The organism is Bacillus sp. JJ634, assembly GCF_036962285.1.
Classification (GTDB): domain Bacteria; phylum Bacillota; class Bacilli; order Bacillales; family DSM-1321; genus Peribacillus; species Peribacillus asahii_A.
The window spans coordinates 2,457-2,690 of record NZ_JBALMU010000222.1; the positions used below are offsets into that span (position 1 = coordinate 2,457).

Sequence of the window (234 nt, forward strand, 5' to 3'; positions counted from 1 at the left end):
ATCAACAATTACTTGATAGGCTTTTTTCTTTGGCTGTGTCATCCCCTATGTCACTCCTCTAAAATAACTGTACTATAAATGTCTTAATCATACAAAAATTAACATGCTTAATCAATATCAGAAAAATTAGAATTGTTAATTTTTTCATCATTTGTTACAATTGAAAAATGTTGGACCAATTTCAAATGACTGTAAATTGGTCCAATCATTTATAATGCGGCAATAATAAGAGTA

General features: G+C 27.8%; 1 protein-coding gene (cut by a window edge). It reads right to left on the reverse strand.

The genetic code is table 11. The features are described 5' to 3' along the window. A protein-coding gene (locus tag V7068_RS22230; protein ID WP_499714596.1) for a FadR/GntR family transcriptional regulator crosses the window boundary here: on the reverse strand, positions 1-8 show its 5' portion. It extends 628 nt beyond the left edge of the window; only the first 8 of its 636 coding nucleotides appear in the window; its start codon is at positions 6-8; its stop codon lies beyond the left edge, outside the window. Positions 9-234: the final 226 nt, after the last annotated feature.